The sequence below is a fragment of the Pannonibacter indicus genome (genome assembly GCF_001418225.1).
GTDB classification, from domain to species: Bacteria; Pseudomonadota; Alphaproteobacteria; order Rhizobiales; family Stappiaceae; genus Pannonibacter; species Pannonibacter indicus.
Genome location: NZ_LIPT01000005.1, coordinates 36,138 through 53,914 on the forward strand (window position 1 = coordinate 36,138; position 17,777 = coordinate 53,914).

16 protein-coding genes are annotated in these 17,777 nt (G+C 64.3%); 7 read left to right on the plus strand and 9 right to left on the minus strand.

Going from position 1 to position 17,777, the window contains the following annotated elements; translation table 11 throughout:
- The first annotated feature begins 91 nt into the window (after positions 1-91).
- Positions 92-994 carry a LysR family transcriptional regulator gene (locus tag ASC48_RS09670; protein ID WP_055455560.1) on the plus strand — a complete coding sequence of 301 codons (903 nt, stop codon included), beginning with the start codon at positions 92-94 and terminating at the stop codon, positions 992-994.
- A 24-nt stretch (positions 995-1,018) separates the two neighbouring features.
- On the opposite strand, the gene ASC48_RS09675 is transcribed toward ASC48_RS09670, so the two are convergent.
- The 7 genes from ASC48_RS09675 to ASC48_RS09705 all read right to left on the minus strand — a co-directional run bounded on the left by ASC48_RS09675 (position 1,019) and on the right by ASC48_RS09705 (position 8,774).
- A complete protein-coding gene (locus ASC48_RS09675; RefSeq protein ID WP_055455692.1) occupies positions 1,019-2,653 on the minus strand; it encodes an AMP-binding protein in 1,635 nt (544 codons plus the stop codon).
- 135 nt (positions 2,654-2,788) lie between these two features.
- Complete coding sequence (locus tag ASC48_RS09680; RefSeq protein ID WP_055455561.1) at positions 2,789-3,223, minus strand: RidA family protein; 435 nt, start codon at positions 3,221-3,223, stop codon at positions 2,789-2,791.
- Between the two features lie 63 nt (positions 3,224-3,286).
- On the minus strand, positions 3,287-4,432 hold the full coding sequence (locus ASC48_RS09685) for an acyl-CoA dehydrogenase family protein (RefSeq protein ID WP_055455562.1): 1,146 nt from the start codon (positions 4,430-4,432) through the stop codon (positions 3,287-3,289).
- A 1-nt stretch (position 4,433) separates the two neighbouring features.
- Positions 4,434-5,246, minus strand: a complete 813-nt coding sequence (locus ASC48_RS09690; RefSeq protein WP_055455563.1) for an enoyl-CoA hydratase family protein — start codon at positions 5,244-5,246, stop codon at positions 4,434-4,436.
- Complete coding sequence (locus ASC48_RS09695) at positions 5,243-5,725, minus strand: MarR family winged helix-turn-helix transcriptional regulator (RefSeq protein WP_055455564.1); 483 nt, start codon at positions 5,723-5,725, stop codon at positions 5,243-5,245. The genes ASC48_RS09690 and ASC48_RS09695 overlap by 4 nt, the downstream gene beginning before the upstream one ends.
- Positions 5,722-6,462 carry an SDR family NAD(P)-dependent oxidoreductase gene (locus ASC48_RS09700; protein ID WP_055455565.1) on the minus strand — a complete coding sequence of 247 codons (741 nt, stop codon included), beginning with the start codon at positions 6,460-6,462 and terminating at the stop codon, positions 5,722-5,724. Before ASC48_RS09700 ends, ASC48_RS09695 begins: the two co-directional genes overlap by 4 nt.
- Complete coding sequence (locus tag ASC48_RS09705; RefSeq protein WP_055455566.1) at positions 6,459-8,774, minus strand: bifunctional salicylyl-CoA 5-hydroxylase/oxidoreductase; 2,316 nt, start codon at positions 8,772-8,774, stop codon at positions 6,459-6,461. Before ASC48_RS09705 ends, ASC48_RS09700 begins: the two co-directional genes overlap by 4 nt.
- 200 nt (positions 8,775-8,974) lie before the next feature.
- Here ASC48_RS09705 and ASC48_RS09710 point away from each other — a divergent pair, with 200 nt between their 5' ends.
- The 3 genes from ASC48_RS09710 to ASC48_RS09720 all read left to right on the plus strand — a co-directional run bounded on the left by ASC48_RS09710 (position 8,975) and on the right by ASC48_RS09720 (position 12,583).
- Positions 8,975-9,385, plus strand: a complete 411-nt coding sequence (locus tag ASC48_RS09710; RefSeq protein ID WP_055455693.1) for an MbcA/ParS/Xre antitoxin family protein — start codon at positions 8,975-8,977, stop codon at positions 9,383-9,385.
- Entirely contained in the window at positions 9,385-10,074 is a 690-nt protein-coding gene (locus ASC48_RS09715; protein ID WP_082440066.1) for an RES family NAD+ phosphorylase, read from the plus strand. The genes ASC48_RS09710 and ASC48_RS09715 overlap by 1 nt, the downstream gene beginning before the upstream one ends.
- Before the next feature lie 340 nt (positions 10,075-10,414).
- Positions 10,415-12,583 (plus strand): anthranilate synthase component I, encoded by a 2,169-nt coding sequence (locus ASC48_RS09720; RefSeq protein ID WP_055455568.1) that lies wholly within the window; start codon positions 10,415-10,417, stop codon positions 12,581-12,583.
- Positions 12,584-12,653: 70 nt separating this feature from the next.
- Here the strand turns inward: ASC48_RS09720 and ASC48_RS09725 are convergent, their stop codons facing one another.
- Positions 12,654-13,085, minus strand: coding sequence for an Lrp/AsnC family transcriptional regulator (locus ASC48_RS09725; RefSeq protein WP_055455694.1), 432 nt, complete (start codon positions 13,083-13,085; stop codon positions 12,654-12,656).
- 145 nt (positions 13,086-13,230) lie between these two features.
- Here ASC48_RS09725 and rocF point away from each other — a divergent pair, with 145 nt between their 5' ends.
- The 3 genes from rocF (at position 13,231) to ASC48_RS09740 (ending at position 15,792) form a co-directional block, all read left to right on the plus strand.
- Positions 13,231-14,160 (plus strand): arginase, encoded by a 930-nt coding sequence (rocF, locus tag ASC48_RS09730; RefSeq protein WP_055455569.1) that lies wholly within the window; start codon positions 13,231-13,233, stop codon positions 14,158-14,160.
- A 14-nt stretch (positions 14,161-14,174) separates the two neighbouring features.
- Positions 14,175-15,254, plus strand: coding sequence for an ornithine cyclodeaminase (locus ASC48_RS09735; protein ID WP_055455570.1), 1,080 nt, complete (start codon positions 14,175-14,177; stop codon positions 15,252-15,254).
- A gap of 349 nt (positions 15,255-15,603) precedes the next feature.
- Positions 15,604-15,792 (plus strand): hypothetical protein, encoded by a 189-nt coding sequence (locus ASC48_RS09740; protein ID WP_055455571.1) that lies wholly within the window; start codon positions 15,604-15,606, stop codon positions 15,790-15,792.
- Positions 15,793-15,872: 80 nt separating this feature from the next.
- Here the strand turns inward: ASC48_RS09740 and ilvD are convergent, their stop codons facing one another.
- Positions 15,873-17,735: a dihydroxy-acid dehydratase gene (gene ilvD, locus ASC48_RS09745; RefSeq protein WP_055455572.1), complete on the minus strand. Its 1,863-nt coding sequence runs from the start codon at positions 17,733-17,735 to the stop codon at positions 15,873-15,875.
- Positions 17,736-17,777: the final 42 nt, after the last annotated feature.

The window sequence follows — 17,777 nt, forward strand, 5'->3', positions numbered from 1 at the left end:
ATCGGCGAAAGCTGAATTATCATCAAGACAGATTTATCTGATAAATTTATACTGGATTTCATATCAATCAGACCGGTGGCGGAGTGCCTCCATGAAAATCACCCTGAAGCAGATCCAGAGCTTTCTCGCCGTGGCGGAGGCTGGCAGCTTCTCTCTCGCCGCCAAGCGCCTCAACACCGCCCAGCCGGCATTGTCTCAGTCCGTCAAGGATCTGGAGGCCGATCTTGGCGTGCGCCTGTTCGACCGCACGACCCGGCGGGTGGAGCTGACGGCCGCAGGCGAAGAGTTCCGCCATTCGTCCGCCAAGGTGCTGGAAGATCTGGAACATGCGGTTGAGGGCCTGCACATGCTGGCAGACCGGCGGCGCGGCAAGCTGCGCGTGGCGGCCCCACCGCTTCTCGCCAGCTTCGTGCTGCCGCAGGTGATCGCCAGCTTTCAGGCATCCTCTCCCGGCATTGCCGTGCAATTGTCCGATGTGGGCACCGAGCAGATCCTGGAGGCCGTGCGCAGCGGCAGGGCCGACTGCGCCGTCGGAACGTTTCCCCCGGCAGGCGATGACATCGAGCGCCAGCCGCTGGTGCGGGACAGCCTGATGCTGTTCTGCCGGGAGGACAGTGCTTTTGCCGCAAGGGACAGTGCGGTCTGGTCCGGCCTTGCCGAGGCGCCGCTGGTGACGCTGACGCGGGACTCCGGCATCCGCCTGCTGGTGGAAGTGGGCTATGAAAGTGTGCGGATCGAGCCCCGGATCAGCTTCGAGGTAACGCAGATCACCACCGCTCTGGCGCTGGTGGAGGCAGGGCTTGGCGTTGCCGTCCTGCCCGCCTATGCGCGCGCCGCCGTGCGCGGGCCCGGCATTCGCGCCCTGCCCCTGGAAGAGCCGGTCATCACCCGCGAGATCATGCTGCTGAAATCCCGCGACCGCATGCCCACCCCTGCCGCACAGGCCTTCATCGAGCACCTGACCCGCGCCCTCAGACGTCTGGCGGCGGGATAAGGGGCTGGCCTCAGCCCCTTCCCTTCAGCTCGCCTCCTTCAGCCGGAACCGCTGGATCTTGCCGGTCTGCGTCTTGGGCAGGGCATCGGTGAAGAGGATCCGGCGGGGGTATTTGTAGGGCGCGATGGTTGCCTTCACGTGGTCCTGCAGGCGCTTGACGGTGGCTGCATCCGGCTCGACGCCGGCGCTCAGCACCACATGGGCTTCAACGATCTGCCCGCGCTCCTCGTCCGGTGCGCCGATGACGGCGCATTCCAGCACGTCGGGATGGGACAGAAGCGCCGCTTCCACATCGGGACCTGCGATGTTGTAACCGGCGGAAATGATCATGTCGTCGTTGCGGGCGGCAAAGTGGAAGTAGCCCTGCTCGTCCTGCCAGAAGGCATCCCCGGTGATATTCCAGCCCTCGTGCACGTAGCCGGCCTGGCGGCTGTCGGAGAGATAGCGGCACCCGGTCGGACCGCGCACAGCCAGACGCCCCACCTCGCCACGCGGCATCTCACAGCCCAGATCATCAACGATCCGCGCCTCGTAGCCGGTGACGGGGCGGCCGGTGCAGGCCGGGTGGCTGTCGCCGAAGCGGTTGGAAATGAAGATATGCAGCATTTCCGTGGCGCCGATGCCGTCCAGCATCGGCTTGCCGGTCTTGGCCATCCACTCCTCATAGACTGGTGCCGGCAGCGTTTCGCCCGCCGAGACGGCGGCACGCAGGCTGGAGAGGTCCGCGCCCTCGTCCATCGCCTTCAGCATCACCCGGTAGGCGGTGGGTGCCGTGAAGCAGACCGTGGCGCGGTATTTCTGGATGATCTCGATGAGGTTCGGCGGCGAGGCGGTCTCCAGCAGCGCAGCAGCCGCCCCAAAGCGCAGCGGGAACACGGCAAGGCCGCCAAGGCCGAAGGTGAAGGCGAGCGGCGGGGAGCCGACGAACACGTCGTCCGGCGTCACGCCCAGAACCTCGCGGGCATAGCCGTCCGCGATGATCAGGATGTCCCGGTGGAAGTGCATGGTCGCCTTGGGATCACCCGTGGTTCCCGAGGTGAAACCCAGCAGCGCCACGTCATCGCGGCCCGTCTTCACGGCTTCAAAGCGCACCGGCTTGCCCAGCGCGGCCCGGTCCAGCTCCGCATCATGATTGGCGGTGCCGTCAAAGCCGATCACGGTCTTGAGGTAGGCAGAATCCTTGGCGCAGGCGGCCATCTCGTCCATCAGCCGCGTGTCGCACAGGGCCACCGTGATCTCAGCCTTGTCGACAATCTTGGCCAGTTCCCCCGCCCGCAGCATCGGCATGGTGTTGACCACCACGGCACCGGCCTTGGTCGCCGCCAGCCAGCAGGCCACCATGGCCGGATTGTTGGCCGAGCGGATCAGCACCCGGTTGCCCGGCTTCACGCCATAATCCTCGACCAGCGCATGGGCGATGCGGCTCGTCCAGTCGGCCAGTTCCTTGTAGGTGCGCTGGCGGCCATTGCCGATCAGCGCCACATGGTCGCCGAAGCCCTTTTCCACCATGCGGTCGGTCAGCTCGACGCCCGCGTTGAGGTAGTCCGGGTAGTCGAAGCCCTCAAGCTTCAGCTCCGGCCACAGTTCCACGGGCGGCAGGTTGTCCCGGGTGAATGTATCCACATGGGCACTCGGGCCCAGTTTCAGCACAGCTGTCATCATCAATCCCCTGGATGGTTGCCCGCTGTCGCGGACCTGCGGCTCTTCCTTTTTGCGGAAGCGGGTTTTCCCTTGAGCCGCCTTGTCTTGTTCCTGAGCGTCGTCTTCCCGAATTTCACGATCCGCGCATGCGGATCACTCCGGCACCACGGCGGTTGCCTCGATCTCCACCAGCGCCTCGTCTTCCACGAGGCCGGCCACCTGCACCAGCGCCATGGCCGGAAAGTGCTTGCCGAGCACCTTGCGGTAGACGGCGCCCACATCGCGCAGGCTGGCGAGATAAAGCTGCTTGTCGGTGACGTACCAGGTCATCCGCACCAGATGCTCCGGCCCGGCCCCGCCCTCGCGCAGCACCTCGACGATGTTCTTCAGCGTCTGTTCCACCTGTCCGGTGAAGTCCTTCGCCTCGAATTCCTGCTGGCCGTTCCAGCCGATGAGCCCGCCAAGGAAAAGAATGCGGCCGCTCGCGGCGACGCCGTTGGAATAGCCCTTGGCGGGCTTCCAGTTGCGCGGGTTCAAGAACGCGTGCGGACTTTCGCCGGTGGAGGCATCTGCCGTTGTCTGTGTCATGTGGCCTTCCCGTCTTCCTGCGGGGCCATCCGCCCCGCCGATTGCATTCCAATTCCGGTTCGCTCAGCGCGCCTCGCCCAGCGCGGCGCGGGCGATGACGATCTTCTGCACGTCGCTGGCGCCCTCATAGATGCGCAGGGCGCGGATCTCGCGGTAAAGGCTTTCCACGGCAAAGCCCTTGCGCACGCCGTCGCCGCCATGCAGCTGCAGGGCCGTGTCGATGACGCGCTGGGCCGCTTCCGTCGCATGCAGCTTGGCCATCGCCGCCTCGCGGCTGACGCGGGCTGCGCCCATGTCCTTGGTCCAGGCAGCGCGGTAGACCAGCAGCGCCGAGGCATCCACATCCAGAGCCATATCGGCGATATGCCCTTGCACCATCTGCAGTTCGGACAGAGGCGCGCCGAAAAGCTGGCGCTGGCGCACGCGCGCCAAAGCCTCTTCCAGTGCACGGCGGGCAAAGCCCAGCGCCGCTGCACCGACAGTGGAGCGGAACACGTCCAGCACCGACATGGCGATCTTGAAGCCGTCCCCGCGCTTGCCGATCAGTGCCGTCTCCGGCAGGCGGATGCTGTTGAAACGCAGATGCGCCAGCGGATGGGGGGCCATCACCGCGATGCGCTCGACGATCTCCAGCCCCGGCGTGTCCGCAGGCAGCAGGAAGGCGGAAAGCCCCTTGGCCCCCGGCGCTTCGCCGGTGCGGGCAAACACGACGTAGAGATCGGCAATGCCGCCGTTGGAGATGTAGGTCTTCTCGCCGGTCAGGATGAAGCCGCCCGGAACGGCCTCTGCCGCTGCGGTGCTGTTGGCCACATCCGAACCGGAGCCCGGCTCCGTCAGGGCAAAGGCGCTGATCACAGTGCCGGCACGGGTACGCTCCAGCCACTTGCGCTGCTCCGCCGTGCCGAACAGGGACACTGCCCCCATGCCCAGCCCCTGCATCGCAAAGGCAAAATCGGCCAGGCCATCATGCCGGGCCAGCGTTTCGCGGATGAGGCAGAGGCTGCGCACATCCAGCGTCTCGCCCTCGCCTGCCCCTGAGTGGCGCAGCCAGCCGGCCTGCCCCAGATCGCGCACCAGCGTGCGGCAGGCCTCGTCCGTGTCGGCATGGTCCACATGCAGATGGGCGGCGCACCAGGCATCCAGCGCCTCGGCCAGCTCGCGGTGGCGGGTCTCAAAAAAGGGCCAGGAGAGGAAAGAGCGGTCGGCCATCTCAGTTGCCCTCGAAAACCGGCTTCTGCTTGGCGACGAAGGCATGGTAGGCGCGGGCGAAATCCTGCGTCTGCATGCAGATCGCCTGTGCCTGCGCTTCCGCCTCGATGGCCTGTTCCAGCCCCATGTTCCATTCCTGGTTCAGCTGGGTCTTGGTGATGCCATGGGCAAACACAGGCCCGGAGGCAAGCCTTGCTGCCAGCGCCATGGCTTCCTCTTCCAGCTTGTCCGCCTCGTGCAAGGCATTGAAGAAGCCCCAGCGCTCGCCCTCGGCTGCGCTCATGGTGCGGCCGGTGTAGAGCAGTTCCGCCGCCCGGCCCTGTCCGATGATGCGCGGCAGCATGGCGCAGGCGCCCATGTCGCAGCCCGCAAGGCCAACGCGGGTGAAGAGGAAAGCTGTCTTGGCCTCCAGCGTTGCCAGCCGCAGGTCGCTGGCCATGGCAATGATCGCCCCGGCCCCAACGCACACACCATCCACCGCCGCGATGATGGGCTTGCCGCAGCCTATCATGGCCTTCACCAGATCACCGGTCATGCGGGTGAAGGCGAGCAGGCCCTTCATGTCGAGCCCGACCAGCGGGCCGATGATATCATGCACATCCCCGCCGGAGCAGAAGTTGCCCCCATTGGAGGTGAAGACCACCACATCCACGTCCTCGGCATAGACGAGGGCGCGGAAGGTGTCGCGCAGCTCGGCATAGCTGTCGAAGGTCAGCGGGTTCTTGCGGTCGGGACGGTTGAGGCTGACGCGGGCGATGCGGTCCTTCACCTGCCAGAGAAAGTGCCGGGGCTTCAGATCAGCCAGAGCGGTCATTGCGCGTCCTTCCCGAGTTTCTTCAATATGTCCTTGAGCGCGTCCAGGTCCGCGTCCGTCAGCCTGGCGAAGAGCTGATCCACCTCCCGCTCGTGATCGGCGGCCAGCTTTTCGAACTGCGCCAGCCCCTCGTCCGTCAGCGACACATGCACCGTGCGCCGGTCCGCCTCGAAGGGCACACGGCGGACGAGGCCGTCCTTTTCCAGCCGGTCCACCACCGTGGTGGCATTGCCGTTGGAGACGAGCAGCAGGCGCGACAGTTCGCTCATGCTCAGCGGCACGCGGCGGCGGTAGAGCGCGGCCATCACATCGAAGCGCGGCAGTGTCGTGTCATGCTCCACCCGCAGAAATTCACGCAGATGCGCTTCCGCCATGCGGGTGACACCGAGAATACGGATCCAGGTCTTCAGCCGGCGCTTGGAGAGCGGCACGGAGGCTGCTTCCGTTTCCTGCAAGGCGGTTCCCTTCTCTGCGCTCATACCTCGCCTCCCGAAATGGCCATTGCCTGCCCGTTCACCCCGTCAGATCCGGCAGCGCACAGATAAAGGGCCATGGCCGTCACCTCCTGCGGGGTGATGAGGCGCTTCTGCGGATTGGTGTCCGCAAGGGCGGCCATGGCATCGTCCCGGCTCTTGCCGGTCTTGGCCATGATGTTCTGCACGGAGCGTTCCGTCATCTCCGTGTCGAGGAAGCCGGGGCAAATGGCGTTGACCGTCACCGGACGGCGGGCCACCTCCAGCGCCAGCGCCTTTACAAGGCCGACAACCCCGTGCTTGGCCGCCACATAGGGCGCGACATAGGGATAGCCTTTCAGCCCGGCGGTGGACGCAATGGCGATGAGCCGCCCCCAGCCGTCCATCCGGGCGAGCCCCTCGCGGAAGGTGAGGAACACGCCGGTCAGGTTCACCGCCAGCATGGCATTCCACTGATCCAGCGACGTGCGCCCAAACGGGGCGCTTTCGGCAGCGCCCGCATTGGCAATCACCACATCCACCGGGCCTGCAGCCTCGAACAGCACCTTCACGGAAGCTTCATCTGTCACGTCCGCCGTCAGCGCCCGCACGCCCGGCAGCGAAGCCGCCACCGCCCGCAGCGGCTCTGCCCGCCGGCCGGTGATGATGACCTGCGCTCCGGCAGCATGGAAGCCGCGGGCCAGATCTGCCCCTGCGCCCGTACCACCGCCCGTGATGAGAACACGCCGTCCTGCTACCGTCATGCCCGGATCACCTCTCCTGCTGCCTTGGCGCCGTCCTTCTTCGCTTTTGCCTGCTCGGCAAGGCGAAGGGCCTGGTCACGCCCGGCGAGATACGGCAGCGGCCAGCTGGCCTTGCGGTCGCCCTGCTCCACCGCCGCATGCAGCGTCCAGTAGGGATCGGACAGATGCGGACGGGCAAGGCAGACAAGATCGGCACGGCCTGCCATCAGAATCGAGTTCACCTGATCGGCCTCTGTGATATTGCCCACCGCCATGGTCGCCAGCCCTGCCTCGTTGCGGATGCGGTCGGAGAACGGGGTCTGGAACATGCGGCCATAGATGGGGCGCGCGTCCGTCGTCGTCTGACCGGCGGAGACGTCGATGATGTCGGCACCGGCTTCAGAGAAGGCCCGGGCGATTTCCACCGCCTCGTCCGGCGTCACACCAGCCTCACCCACCCAGTCATTGGCCGAGATGCGCACGGACATGGGCTTATGCTCCGGCCAGACGCCACGCATGGCGCGGAAGACTTCCAGCGGATAGCGCAGGCGGTTTTCAAGGCTGCCGCCATATTCATCGGTCCGAACGTTCGACACCGGCGAGATGAAGGAGGACAGGAGATAGCCGTGGGCGGCATGCAGCTCGATCATGTCGAACCCGGCGCGCTCTGCCATCTTCGCCGCCTCGACGAACTGGCCGAGCACCAGATCCATGTCGGCCCGGTCCATCGCCTTCGGCACCGCATTGCCCTTGGACCAGGCAATGGCGGAAGCGGACAGCAGCGGCCAGTTGCCGTCCGGCAGCGGCGCGTCCATCCCTTCCCAGCCAACCTGCGTCGAGCCCTTGCGGCCCGAATGGCCGATCTGGCAGCAGATCTTGGCTGCCGTTTCCGTATGGACGAAATCCGTCAGCCGCTTCCAGCCAGCCTCATGCTCCGGCGCATAGAGGCCGGGGCAGCCGGGAGTGATGCGCCCTTCCGCCGACACGCAGGTCATTTCGGTGAAGACAAGCCCTGCCCCGCCCTTGGCCCGCTCGGCATAATGGATCAGATGCCAGTCGCCCGGCACCCCGTCCACCGCCTTGTACTGGGCCATGGGCGAAACGACGATGCGGTTCTCCAGCCGCATGCCGCGCAGCGTGAAGGGAGCGAACATCGGCGTGCGGCCAGGCTGGCCGCCGGCCTGCTTCTGGAACCAGTCTTCAGCGGAGCGCAGCCACTCCGGATCACGCAGGCGCAGGTTCTCGTGGGAAATGCGCTGGGAGCGGGTGAGCAGCGAATAGTTGAACTGCACCGGATCAAGGTCCAGATAGCGCTCCACCTGCTCGAACCATTCCAGCGAGTTGCGGGCGGCAGACTGCAGGCGCAGCACCTCGATGCGGCGCTCTTCCTGATAGCGCTCGAAGGCCGCTTCCATATTGTCTTCGCTGTGGAGATAGGTGGCCAGCGCAATGGCACTGTCAAAGGCCAGACGCGTGCCGGAGCCGATGGAGAAATGCCCAGTCGCCGCTGCATCGCCCATCAGCACCACATTGCCGTTATACCACTTCTCGCAGATCACCCGCGGGAAGTTCATCCAGACGGCAGAGCCGCGCAGATGCGCCGCATTGGACATGAGCTTGTGGCCACCGAGATGTGCGGCGAACACCTTTTCGCAGGTCTCGATGGTCTCTTCCTTGGACATGTGCTCGAACCCGAAGCGGTCCCAGGTCTCCTGCGTGCATTCCACGATCACCGTCGCCGTGTCGGCATCGAACTGATAGGCATGCACCCACATCCAGCCGTGCTCGGTCTTCTCGAAGATGAAGGTGAAGGCGTCATCGAACTTCTGGTGCGTGCCGAGCCAGATGAACTTGCACAGGCGCAGATCCACATCGGGCTTGAACACATCGGCATATTCGCGCCGCACCAGCGAGTTGATGCCGTCGCTGGCGACCACGAGGTCATAATCCTTGCGGTAATCTTCAGCGGTCTTGAACTCCTGCTGGAATTCGAGCTTGATACCCAGCTCCCGCGCCCGCTCCTGCAGGATAATCAGCAGCTTCTTGCGGCCGATGCCGGCAAAGCCGTGGCCGCCAGAGACGGTGCGCACACCGTTGTGCACGACGGCGATGTCATCCCAGTAGGAGAAGTTGGCGCGGATCTCTTCCGTGCTCTTGGGGTCATTGCGGGCCATGTTGCCCAGTGCATCATCCGACAACACCACACCCCAGCCGAACGTGTCGTTCGCCTTGTTGCGCTCCAGCACCGTGATGTCATGGGCCGCATCACGCAGCTTCATCGAGATCGCAAAATAGAGCCCCGCAGGCCCGCCCCCCAGGCACAGGATCTTCATTGCCGCAGTCCCTTCCGTTTGTCTTGTTGAGCATGAGCCTGCCACCAGCTGAAAATTATTTCAAGCTTAAAATATTGGCGTGCAAAAGGAAACTTCAGGGGCGGAGTGAGCAGGCCGATATGCGGATCCGGGAGCCGTTTCAGCATGGCACCTTGCCATTTGGCATTAAATATCTTATTTTTTGCCAAAAGGAGCTGATCATGCTGCAGGAAATCCCCCGCACCCGGGCTGTGCCGGACGTGCCGCAGATCACCGCCGAAGAAGCGGCAGCGATGGCGCGGGCGGTGATCCGGCTGTTCGAACGCTGGCAGTTGTCCGATGCGCAGGCGCGGGAGATCCTCGGCGGCCTCCCGGCCCGCACCCATGCGCGCTGGAAGGCGGGTGAGCCGGGGCGTATCGACCGTGACCTTGCCACCCGCCTCTCCCTGCTGATGGGCATCCACAAGGGCCTGCGTTATCTCTTCACCGAGGCGGAGCGCGGTTATGCCTGGGTGCGCAAACCCAATCCGGTGTTCGGCGGGCGTTCGCCGGCCGAGGTGATGGTGCAGGGCGACATATTCTCGCTGGCCCGCGTGCGCGCCTATCTCGATGCAGAGCGCGGCGGCTTCTGATGAGCGCCCTGCCCCTGACACGGGTGGAGTGGCAGAGCGCCTTCCGCCTCATCCGTTCCATCCATCCGCCGGTTGATCTGTTCGAGGACATTGCCGACCCGCAGGACTGGGAAGCGCTTGCCTCGGCCGAATCGAAAACCAATCCGCGTATCTGGGAGCATCTCGGGCAACTGGATCTGGTGCCGCCGCACCGGCGGGTGAGCGGCCCCGGCGCCAGCTATGTGATGGCGCCTTTCGTCCATGTCAGCACAGACCGGCCGGGCCGCTTCACCGATGGCACCTATGGCGTCTACAGCGCGGGCAATGCCGAGGAAGTGGCAATCCGGGAAGTCGCCCATCATCACGGCCGCACCATGCGGGCCACGCAGGAAGCGCCGGGCTGGACCTCCCAGTTCCGCATGCTCACCTGCCGCCTCGATCTTGAGCTGCATGATGCAAGACCGGACATCCGCTATCACCACCCGGATGACTATGCCCCCTCGCAGGCGCTGGGCCGGGAACTCAGAGCCTCAGGTTCCAACGGCGTCATCTACCGCAGCGTCCGCTGCGAAGGCGGAGAATGTGCCGCCATCTTCTGGCCGGACCTCATCCCCGTTCCCCTGCAAGCCGATCACTTCGACTTCCACTGGAACGGCACCACCGCCGACAAGGTGCGCAACTGCCGGACGGGAGCGATTTTCGGGCTGTGAAAGATGAAAAGAGCCGTCCCGTAAGGACACAAATAATTCAAGCTTGAAGCGACTGGTCTATTTTGCAACAGGGGTCAGGCAAGTGGCGCTGGGGTGGTCTTTACGCCATTTCCCCGGTTGCCTGCCGCCTGTGGCTGCGCTAGGCAAACAGGCATGAACACGCAGATGATCCGCATGGGCTGGTGGTGGCAGGACGCTTGATTGGCGGCCTTGCGATTTCTCATGTTCTGACGTGATCGAAGTTGACCCAAAGGCCGCCGCGGCAAGACCCGCAGGCGGCCTTTGGTCTGTCTGGGGTCTGGCCGGAGGAAGGCCTGGACCTGAACTGGAGGATGGACGAATGCCGGTACCGGCTGAGCAGACTTTCAAGACCAAGGGCGGCATTGCCGTCACGCGCGGCGCACGCCCGGCAGACTATGCGGAAGGAACCTCCCGCTGGATCGACAGGCTGGATGCAGAGCGCGGCGCGGTCCTCTCCTCCTCCTATGAATATCCGGGCCGCTACACCCGCTGGGACATGGCGCTGGTCAATCCGCCGCTGGTGCTGGAATCGGCAGGGCGCAACGTGGAAATCCGCGCCCTCAATGCCCGTGGCCTTATCCTGCTGCCCGCCATTTCCGGGGTGCTCGCCGCCCATCCGGACGTGGAAGACTTTACCGCCACCGAAGGCCGCATGACCCTGACGGTGCGCAAGCCCGCCGCCCCCTTCCGCGAGGAAGACCGCTCACGTCAGGCCTCCACCTTCTCCATCGTGCGTGCCATCAAGGAACTGTTTGCCTGTGATGACGATCAGCTCGGCCTTTACGGTGCCTTCGGCTACGACCTTGCCTTCCAGTTCGAGCCGATCGAGCTGAAGCTGAAGCGCCCGGCGGACCAGCGCGATCTGGTGCTGTTCCTGCCCGACGAAATCCTCATCGTCGACCACCATGGCCGCCGCGCCTATGTGCTGGAATATGACTTCGAGGTCGATGGCAAGCGCACCCATGGCCTGCCGCGTGATGGAGAGAAGCGGCCCTATCAGCCGGCCAATGAAGATCCGGGCCGGGGCGACCATGAGCCGGGGGAGTATGCGAAGATCGTGGACCGGGCCAAGGAATACTTCCGCCGGGGCGACCTGTTCGAGACCGTGCCGGGTCAGACCTTCTTCGAGCCCTGCGCCAACCCGCCCTCGGCCGTCTCCCGCCGCCTGCAGCAGATCAACCCCTCGCCCTATTCCTTCTTCATCAACCTCGGCAATGCGGAATATCTCGTCGGCGCCTCGCCGGAGATGTATGTGCGCGTCACCGGCGGGCGGCGGGTGGAAACCTGCCCCATCTCCGGCACCATCCGGCGCGGCAAGAATGCCATCGAGGATGAGGCGCAGATCCGCAAGCTGCTGAATTCCGCCAAGGATGAGGCGGAGCTGACCATGTGCTCGGACGTGGACCGCAACGACAAGAGCCGCGTCTGCGTGCCCGGCTCGGTCAAGGTCATCGGCCGGCGCCAGATCGAGATGTATTCCCGCCTGATCCACACGGTGGACCATATCGAAGGCATCCTGCGCGAGGACATGGACGCGCTCGACGCCTTCCTTTCCCATGCCTGGGCCGTCACCGTCACCGGTGCGCCGAAGCGCTGGGCGATGGAATTCATCGAGAACAACGAAAAAAGCTCCCGCGCCTGGTATGGCGGGGCCATCGGCGCCGTGCTGTTCAACGGCGACATGAACACCGGCCTCACCCTGCGCACCGTGCGCATCAAGGATGGTGTCGCGCAGATCCGCGCCGGTGCCACGCTGCTCTATGACAGCATTCCGGAAGAGGAAGAGGCCGAGACCGAGCTGAAGGCCGAAGCCATGCGCGCCGCCGTGCGCGAGGCGGGGCTGGCCGTGAAGGCCACGGAAACCGTGCGCGAGAAGAAGCCAGGTGCGGGCCTCAAGATCCTGCTGGTAGACCATGAGGACAGTTTCGTCCATACGCTGGCCAACTACTTCCGCCAGACAGGGGCCGATGTGGTCACCTACCGCACGCCTGTTGCAGACCACGTGTTCCATGACGTGAACCCGGATCTGGTGGTGCTCTCCCCCGGTCCCGGCAGCCCGAAGGACTTCGACTGCGCCGCCACCATCGGCCGCGCGCGCGCGCGCGGACTGCCGCTATTCGGCGTCTGCCTCGGCCTTCAGGCTCTGGCCGAAGGGCTGGGCGGAGAACTTGGCCAGCTGGACGTGCCGATGCACGGCAAGCCCTCGCCCATCAGCCTCACCGGCAATTCGGTTCTGTTCGAGGGCTTGAGTTCGCCGGTCACGGTCGGCCGCTACCACTCGCTGTTTGCGAAGAAGGACAAGCTGCCCGCTGATTTCCGCATCACGGCGGAGACGGAAGACGGGGTGATCATGGCCATCGAGCACACCAGCGAGCCGATCGCCGCCGTCCAGTTCCACCCGGAAAGCATCATGTCCCTCGATCAGGACGCCGGCCACCGCATCATCGAGAACGTGGTGACCCGCCTGGTGAAGACGCGCCGGGCGTAAGGCGCTACAGCAACAGGAAACAAGCCCGGCAGGCACCACCCTGCCGGGCCCTCTTGCATTCCGGCGGTCCTCACCGCCGCCAGGTCTTCACCGCTGACAGCATCAGGCTGGTTTCGGTGGCGGAGACGCCTTCTATGAGGCGGATGCGGTGGAGGGCGGCGTCGAAGGAGGCGAGATCCGGGGTGGCGAGCTCGATCACCAGATCCCAGCGGCCATTGGTGGTGTGGATCGAGCGGGCTTCCGGCATGCCGCTGAGGCGGCGGATCACCGTATCGGCCCGCTTGCCCTCGATGGCCAGCATCATCATGGCGCGGATCGGCAGGTCCTGCCCCTCATTGCGCAGAACGGCGGTGAAGCCCTGGATCTCGCCGCTTTCCACCAGCCGCGACAGGCGTGCCCGCACGGTGGCGCGGGAAAGCTTCAGGTCCAGCGCCAGATCCGAGATCGAGCGGCGTCCATCAGCCCTGAGCGCAGCAATCAGCGCAAGATCCGTATCGTCCAGCATGCGGCATCCTTCCAGTTTGGGAAGTTCAGCTTATCACTCTGGATAGTCTGCTGCCCAGAGTGCGCAATTTTTTGTCTTCAGGCTGCCATCTGATGGCTGCACTCTGGAAGAGATGCAGATCCGCAGTGAAGGAGGCCGAGGGATGACGCAGATTGCGCTTGTGGGAGCACCGGTGGAAGCAGGCGCAGGGCGCAGGGGCTGTCTGATGGGACCGGCCGCCTATCGCACCGCCGGTCTTCAGCAGGAACTGGAAGCGCTTGGCCTTGTTGTAGAGGACCACGGCGACGTTGCGCCGGATCAGGCGCTCGACGTTCCGGACACGGACCCGAAGCTGAAGAACCTGCGCGCCGTTGCCGGCTGGACGCGGGCGCTTTACCGCAAGGCCCGGTCTCTGGCGGCGGGGCCGCAGATGCCCATCTACATGGGCGGCGACCATGCGCTGGCTCTTGGCACCCTCGCCGGGCACGCAGCCCATGCGGCCGGTGCCGGGCGGCCGCAATTCGTGCTGTGGCTCGACGCCCATTCCGACATCAACACCTTCGAAAGCACGGTCAGCGGCAATCTGCACGGCACGCCTGTTGCCTTTGCCTGCGGCCTGCCGGGCTTTGACGTGCTGCTGGGTGAGAAGCTGGACACGCCTATATCGCCGGGCAACCTCTGCCTGCTGGGTCTGCGCTCGGTCGATCCGCCGGAGCGGGCGCTGATCCGGGAACTCGGCATCACCGCCCATGACATGCGCGCCATTGACGAGAACGGCATCGCCCGCCTGCTGGAGCCGTTTCTGGAGCGCTGCGCCCGCGCCAACGGCTTCCTGCATGTGAGCCTTGATGTGGATTTCATCGACCCGGACATCGCTCCGGCGGTCGGCACCACCGTGCCGGGGGGAGTCACCTTCCGCGAAGCGCATCTGGTGATGGAGATGCTGCATGACAGCGGCCTCGTCACCTCGCTGGACCTGGTGGAACTGAACCCCTTTCTCGATGACCGGGGCCGCACCGCCCGGCTGATGGTGGACCTGACCGCGAGCCTCTTTGGACGGCGCGTCATGGACCGCCCGACCCGCAGCTACTGAACGGGAGCCAGAAAATGACCACCACCGCCAGCCATCCGGCACAGGATGCCCCCTCGCCTCTCGCACTGGTACCCTTCGTCAGCGTCGGTAACATGATGCGCATTCTGAATGCAGTTGGCGTCGAGGCCTTCATCGAGGGGCTTGCGGCTGTGATCGAGGAGGATTTCCGCCGCTGGACGCTGTTCGACAAGACGCCGCGCGTCGCCTCCCATTCGAGGGAAGGCGTCATCGAGCTGATGCCTGCGTCGGACGGCGTTGCCTATGGCTTCAAATATGTGAACGGACATCCGAAGAACACCCGCACCGGCCGCCAGACGGTGACGGCCTTTGGCGTGCTGGCAGAGGTGGAGACAGGCTATCCGGTGCTTCTGTCGGAGATGACGATCCTCACCGCCCTGCGCACCGCCGCCATGTCGGCACTGGCGGCAAAATATCTGGCCCCGGCGGATGCCCGGTCCATGGCGATCATCGGCAATGGCGCACAGTCGGAGTTTCAGGCTCTCGCCTTCCGCAAGCTTCTGGGTTTGGACCGCTTGCGGCTCTATGATATCGACCCGGCGGCCAGCCGCCGCTGCGCCCGCAATCTTGAAGGTTTCGGCTTCGACATCACCGTCTGCTCCAGCGCCGAAGAAGCAGTTGAAGGTGTTGCCATCATCACCACGGTGACGGCGGACAAGCAGCGGGCGACCATCCTCACTGACAACATGGTGGCCAGCGGCCAGCACATCAACGCGGTGGGCGGCGACTGCCCCGGCAAGACGGAACTCCACCGGGATATCCTGCTGCGCTCGTCCATCTTTGTCGAATACACGCCCCAGACCCGCATCGAGGGCGAGATCCAGCAGCTTGCGGCAGATCATCCGGTCACGGAACTGTGGCAGGTGATTGCCGGAGACGCGCCGGGCCGCCGGTCGGCGCTGGAAACGACGCTGTTCGATTCCGTCGGCTTTGCGGTGGAGGATTTCTCTGCCCTGCGTTATCTGCGCGGGCTTTTGAAGGATCTGCCTTATTGCGAAATGCTCGATCTTCTGGCGGACCCGGATGATCCGCGGGATCTGTTCGGCATGGTCCTGCGCGCCAGTTCCTCTGGCTGACGGATCCAGCGCGGGAACTATCATGCAACGGGACAAGGGAGTCAGATCCGGTCAGCACTGAATCGGATCGGCATCCGTATCACGCCCGTTGCTACACCTTGCGATCAACCTGGGCGCGATATTTTTCAGATAAAATTTCAAATTCAAGAAACAAACTTCTCATGAGGTGAACATCATTTCGCATTAGGCAATTCAAACATTGATCACCCTTAGTAATACAATTCAAAAAACGATATTTCCTTCTCTCTCAAAGATTTTTACGTGACAAGAGTGCAGCCTATGACATACCAAAGTTGCGTATCAGAGACATAGGTGTTTACCAGTCCTGCAGGAGCCGGCGGAAGCCCGCATGCAACGCAACGTGATTATTGAATTGATGAGCATGATCGCCGGCTTCTTCGGCGGCATCGTTATTTCTTACATTTTCGGCTGGAGCCTTCTGTTCGGCATGCTTGTGACGGTGAGCCTCGGCGTTTTTGGCGATTGGCTTTACGGCCGCAAGGCGCGGGGGCGCGAGGCGCACAGCCGCCGGAACTGAAGGCCGGCGCCTTGAACTGGCCAAAAGAAAAAGCCGCCGGCAGAACCGGCGGCTCTTTGATTTTGCACCTTCCGAAAAGGTTACTTGCGTGTCAGCTGGTCCACGTCACGCACGGCGCCGCGGGCGGCGGAGGTCGTGAGGGCGGCATAGGCCTTGAGAGCTGCCGAAACCTTGCGGGTACGCGGCTTTTCCGGCTTCCAGGCGTCAGCGCCTTTGGCTTCCATCTTCGCGCGGCGTTCGGCCAGCACCTCGTCGCTCACATCCACACGGATGATGCGGTTCGGGATGTCGATGACGATGGGGTCGCCATGCTCCACCAGACCGATGGCGCCACCTTCAGCCGCTTCCGGGGAAGCGTGGCCGATGGACAGGCCCGAGGTGCCGCCGGAGAAGCGGCCATCGGTGACAAGCGCACAGGCCTTGCCGAGGCCCTTGGACTTCAGGTAGCTTGTCGGATAGAGCATTTCCTGCATGCCGGGGCCGCCCTTCGGGCCTTCATAGCGGATGACCACCACATCGCCTGCCTTGACCTTACCGGTGAGAATGTCGCTCACCGCCTGATCCTGGCTTTCGCAGATATAGGCCGGGCCAGAGAACTTCAGGATGCTCTCGTCCACGCCCGCCGTTTTTACGATGCAGCCATCCAGCGCGATGTTGCCGAAGAGCACGGCGAGGCCGCCGTCCTTGGAGAAAGCATGCTCCGCCGAGCGGATGACGCCGTTCTTGCGGTCGGTATCGACGCCTTCGCTATAGCGGCGCGACTGGGAGAAGGCTTCCTGCGTCGGCACGCCGCCAGGGGCTGCCGAGTAGAAGGTGTGAACGGCTTCGCTCTTGGTGCGCACAACGTCCCAGCGGTCCAGCGCGTCCTTCAGGCTGGGAGCATGAACGACCGGCAGCGAGGTGTCGATGAGACCGGCGCGGTCCAGCTCGCCCAGAATGCCCATGATGCCGCCAGCGCGGTGCACGTCTTCCATGTGCACATCCGGCACGGAAGGCGCGACCTTGCAGAGCACCGGCACGCGGCGCGACAGCCGGTCGATATCGGCCATGGTGAAATTCACCTCGCCCTCATAGGCGGCGGCGAGAAGATGCAGAACCGTGTTGGTGGACCCGCCCATGGCGATGTCCAGCGTCATGGCGTTCTCGAAGGCCTTGAACGAGGCGATGCTACGCGGCAGCACGCTTTCGTCGTCCTGCTCGTAGTAGCGGCGGGCGAGATCGACGATCAGGTGGCCGGCTTCCACGAACAGGCGCTTGCGGTCGGCGTGGGTGGCCAGCGTCGAGCCATTGCCCGGCAGGGCAAGGCCCAGCGCTTCGGTGAGGCAGTTCATCGAATTAGCGGTGAACATGCCCGAGCAGGAGCCACAGGTGGGGCATGCGGAGCGCTCGATCACCTTCACGTCCTCTTCGGACACGCGGTCATCGGCTGCTGCCACCATGGCATCCACCAGATCCAGCGCCTTGGTGGTGCCGTCAGCCAGCACCGCCTTGCCCGCTTCCATCGGGCCGCCAGAGACGAAGACCACCGGGATATTCAGGCGCATGGCCGCCATCAGCATGCCCGGCGTGATCTTGTCGCAGTTGGAAATGCAGACCAGCGCATCGGCGCAATGGGCATTGACCATGTACTCGACCGCATCGGCGATGATCTCGCGCGAGGGGAGCGAATAGAGCATGCCGTCATGGCCCATGGCGATGCCGTCATCCACCGCGATGGTATTGAATTCCTTGGCTACACCGCCAGCCTTCTCGACTTCACGGGCGACAAGCTGGCCAAGGTCCTTCAGGTGCACATGGCCCGGAACGAACTGGGTGAAGGAGTTGGCAATGGCGATGATCGGCTTGCCGAAATCGCCGTCCTTCATGCCCGTGGCGCGCCACAGGCCGCGCGCACCGGCCATGTTGCGGCCATGGGTGGAGGTTCTGGAACGATAGGCGGGCATCTGGAACTCCCTGGGATTGTCCTATTGGCGGCCTCTTTGTCC

Bases quoted from the DNA above. Each gene is read 5' to 3' on its own strand.
- ASC48_RS09670 (WP_055455560.1), top strand. From the start codon at position 92: ATGAAAATCACCCTGAAGCAGATCCAGAGCTTTCTCGCCGTGGCGGAG.
- ASC48_RS09675 (WP_055455692.1), bottom strand. From the start codon at position 2,653: ATGACAGCTGTGCTGAAACTGGGCCCGAGTGCCCATGTGGATACATTC.
- ASC48_RS09680 (WP_055455561.1), bottom strand. From the start codon at position 3,223: ATGACACAGACAACGGCAGATGCCTCCACCGGCGAAAGTCCGCACGCG.
- ASC48_RS09685 (WP_055455562.1), bottom strand. From the start codon at position 4,432: ATGGCCGACCGCTCTTTCCTCTCCTGGCCCTTTTTTGAGACCCGCCAC.
- ASC48_RS09690 (WP_055455563.1), bottom strand. From the start codon at position 5,246: ATGACCGCTCTGGCTGATCTGAAGCCCCGGCACTTTCTCTGGCAGGTG.
- ASC48_RS09695 (WP_055455564.1), bottom strand. From the start codon at position 5,725: ATGAGCGCAGAGAAGGGAACCGCCTTGCAGGAAACGGAAGCAGCCTCC.
- ASC48_RS09700 (WP_055455565.1), bottom strand. From the start codon at position 6,462: ATGACGGTAGCAGGACGGCGTGTTCTCATCACGGGCGGTGGTACGGGC.
- ASC48_RS09705 (WP_055455566.1), bottom strand. From the start codon at position 8,774: ATGAAGATCCTGTGCCTGGGGGGCGGGCCTGCGGGGCTCTATTTTGCG.
- ASC48_RS09710 (WP_055455693.1), top strand. From the start codon at position 8,975: ATGCTGCAGGAAATCCCCCGCACCCGGGCTGTGCCGGACGTGCCGCAG.
- ASC48_RS09715 (WP_082440066.1), top strand. From the start codon at position 9,385: ATGAGCGCCCTGCCCCTGACACGGGTGGAGTGGCAGAGCGCCTTCCGC.
- ASC48_RS09720 (WP_055455568.1), top strand. From the start codon at position 10,415: ATGCCGGTACCGGCTGAGCAGACTTTCAAGACCAAGGGCGGCATTGCC.
- rocF (WP_055455569.1), top strand. From the start codon at position 13,231: ATGACGCAGATTGCGCTTGTGGGAGCACCGGTGGAAGCAGGCGCAGGG.
- ASC48_RS09735 (WP_055455570.1), top strand. From the start codon at position 14,175: ATGACCACCACCGCCAGCCATCCGGCACAGGATGCCCCCTCGCCTCTC.
- ASC48_RS09740 (WP_055455571.1), top strand. From the start codon at position 15,604: ATGCAACGCAACGTGATTATTGAATTGATGAGCATGATCGCCGGCTTC.
- ilvD (WP_055455572.1), bottom strand. From the start codon at position 17,735: ATGCCCGCCTATCGTTCCAGAACCTCCACCCATGGCCGCAACATGGCC.